The 2,276-nt window shown below is 71.0% G+C and carries 6 protein-coding genes; 5 read left to right on the top strand and 1 reads right to left on the bottom strand.

The genetic code is table 11. The features are described 5' to 3' along the window. The 4 genes from VKA29_RS20395 to VKA29_RS20380 all read left to right on the top strand — a co-directional run. On the top strand, positions 1-182 hold a 182-nt coding region (locus VKA29_RS20395), incomplete at its 5' end, for a carboxyl transferase domain-containing protein (protein WP_324787316.1). 9 nt (positions 183-191) lie between these two features. Further along, complete coding sequence (locus tag VKA29_RS20390; protein ID WP_324787315.1) at positions 192-398, top strand: acyl-CoA carboxylase subunit epsilon; 207 nt, start codon at positions 192-194, stop codon at positions 396-398. Between the two features lie 174 nt (positions 399-572). Then, positions 573-701: a morphogenic membrane protein MmpB gene (gene mmpB / locus VKA29_RS20385; protein ID WP_324787314.1), complete on the top strand. Its 129-nt coding sequence runs from the start codon at positions 573-575 to the stop codon at positions 699-701. 31 nt (positions 702-732) lie between these two features. Next, positions 733-1,353, top strand: coding sequence for a nucleoside triphosphate pyrophosphatase (locus VKA29_RS20380; RefSeq protein ID WP_324787313.1), 621 nt, complete (start codon positions 733-735; stop codon positions 1,351-1,353). Here VKA29_RS20380 and VKA29_RS20375 read toward each other — a convergent pair. Then, the gene (locus VKA29_RS20375) at positions 1,322-1,858 is read right to left on the bottom strand and encodes a hypothetical protein (protein ID WP_324787312.1); all 537 of its coding nucleotides are present in this window, start codon (positions 1,856-1,858) and stop codon (positions 1,322-1,324) included. The genes VKA29_RS20380 and VKA29_RS20375 overlap by 32 nt on opposite strands. Positions 1,859-2,166: 308 nt before the next feature. On the opposite strand from VKA29_RS20375, the gene VKA29_RS20370 reads away from it, so the two are divergent. Continuing rightward, positions 2,167-2,276, top strand: a 110-nt coding sequence (locus tag VKA29_RS20370; RefSeq protein WP_324787317.1) for a biotin carboxylase N-terminal domain-containing protein, incomplete at its 3' end; no start/stop codon positions are given.

The raw sequence follows: 2,276 nt of genomic DNA, 5'->3' as shown, positions 1-2,276 counted from the left end.
CCCGGCTCATCCAGGAATACGAGGACACCCTCCTCAACCCCTACGTCGCCGCCGAACGCGGCTACGTCGACGCCGTCGTCATGCCCTCCGACACCCGCCGCCACGTCGTCCGCGGACTGCGCCAGCTGCGCACCAAACGGGAGACCCTGCCCCCCAAGAAGCACGGCAACATCCCCCTGTAAGGAGCCGACGTGATCAAGGTCGTCCGGGGAAACCCCACCCCCGAGGAACTCGCCGCCGCCCTCACGGTGGTCAGGGCCCGTGCCGCTGCCGCGGCCGCGGCGGCGCCGAGCGAGCCGCAGGACCGGGACTCCTGGTCGGACCCGTCCCGCATCGCGGCGCACCGCCTGCCCCAGCCGGGACCCACCACATGGGCGCGCTCCTACTGGCCGAGCTGAGCACGACCGGGGAGACCACGGGCGGGGAGACCACGGGCGGGGAGACCACGACCGTGGGAAACCACGAGCGGGAGACCACGACCGGAGGAGACCACGGGCGGGGGACGGGAGTCCGGGCGAACCTGAGTACCCGTACTCAGGCGTCCGGACCACCGCCCGGAGCACGCTGGGAGCATGCTGTGGTCCGATCCCGAGAACGAGCCGCCCGAGGAACTGCGGGACACGCAGGAGATGTTGCGGCGGCTCGGCATTCTCATGGCCCTGGCCATGGTGCTGGCGATGATCGTGATCGGTCTGAGGTGAGCGGGCGGGGACACCTCGCTACGCTGACCGCATGACCGATCAGCCGCGCCGCCGCCTCGTGCTCGCCTCCCAGTCCCCCGCCCGGCTCGGCCTGCTGCGCCAGGCCGGATTCGATCCCGAGGTGATCGTCAGCGGTGTGGACGAGGACGCCGTCACCGCGCCCACCCCGGCCGACCTGGCGCTCGCCCTCGCCGAGGCGAAGGCCTCCGTGGTGGCCGCCCGGCCCGAGGTGAAGGGCGCGCTGGTGATCGGCTGCGACTCGGTGCTGGACCTGGACGGTGAGGCGCTGGGCAAGCCCGCCGACGCCGAGGAGGCCACGGCCCGCTGGAAGGCGATGCGCGGGCGCGCGGGCACCCTGCAGACCGGCCACTGCGTCTACGTCGCCGGGACCGGCCGCTACTCCTCCGGCACCGCCTCCACCGTCGTCCGCTTCGGCGAGCCCACCGACGAGGAGATCGCCGCCTACGTCGCCTCCGGCGAGCCCCTCCACGTCGCCGGGGCCTTCACCCTCGACGGTCTCTCGGCCCCGTTCATCGAGGGCATCGAGGGCGATCACGGCAATGTGATCGGCATCAGCCTGCCCCTCGTGCGCAAGCTGATGGCGCACCTGGGCGTCGGCATCACGGACCTGTGGGCGCCGGGCCGGGCGTGACCGGGCTGCCGCCGTCCCCCGCGCCGTCCCGGGGCTTCTCGGCGGGCGCGGGGCCCCGCGGGGCGTCGTAGGTCATCAGCAGCAGGACGACGAGCGCGAGCACGACCACCATGAACACGAACGCCGGCCAGCCCACCAGGCTCCACGCGAAGGCCCCCAGCAGCCCGTGCACGACGGCGACGCTGACCAGCAGGACCCGCCCGAAGCCGGCCGGCGGGCGGTCCCGCAGGGCGACGAGCAGGGCGACCAGTCCGCACAGGGCGAAGTAGAGCCCGAAGACGACCCCGCCCGCCTTCGACGACACGGACATCATGTCCGGGTCCAGGCCGGCCAGGGACATGTCCTGGCGGTCGACGACGATTCCCAGGAACCAGTTCAGCGCCGCGACGCCGACCGCTTCCGCGAACAGCACCAGCGCCACGATCCATGCCACCGGTCTGCGCACCACCGGTCCCCACCCACTCTCGGCCCGAACACCCGTTACCCGAAGTACCTTTCGATCCATCGCGAACGCTACTAACGGGTAAACCGCGGGACAAGGCCCCGGCGGGTGGCAAAGATTCGTTGGGCCGTTCGTAGGGATTCCACAAAGAAACCGGGTGGCCCGCAGCACGCTCTCACAGAGACCTTGACCACATCAGGGGACTAGGGTTTCCGGGAGGAGTCCTGCGTATTGCGGTGCGACAAGGGATTTCGCCGGTTGAGCGAGCCTCGAATCACGCTCCGTGTGGGCAAGCTCACCATTGGGGACGGGTCGATGCGCCGTGTCGGCAGTCCCTAAACTCGGCTTGTTTCAAGGAGGGAGCCTCTATCGTGCGCAAGGTGCTCATCGCCAACCGTGGCGAAATCGCTGTCCGTGTCGCCCGGGCCTGCCGGGACGCCGGTATCGCGAGCGTGGCCGTCTACGCCGACCCGGACCGGGA

The organism is Streptomyces sp. H51 (genome assembly GCF_035656535.1).
In the GTDB taxonomy this organism is placed as follows: Bacteria; Actinomycetota; Actinomycetes; order Streptomycetales; family Streptomycetaceae; genus Streptomyces.
The sequence above is the reverse complement of the archived record's forward strand: the minus strand, read 5'-3'. Positions and strand labels throughout refer to the sequence as shown.

Excerpts from the sequence above, each read along its gene's own strand:
- VKA29_RS20375 (WP_324787312.1), bottom strand. The coding sequence starts at position 1,858 with ATGGATCGAAAGGTACTTCGGGTAACGGGTGTTCGGGCCGAGAGTGGG.
- VKA29_RS20380 (WP_324787313.1), top strand. The coding sequence starts at position 733 with ATGACCGATCAGCCGCGCCGCCGCCTCGTGCTCGCCTCCCAGTCCCCC.
- mmpB (WP_324787314.1), top strand. The coding sequence starts at position 573 with ATGCTGTGGTCCGATCCCGAGAACGAGCCGCCCGAGGAACTGCGGGAC.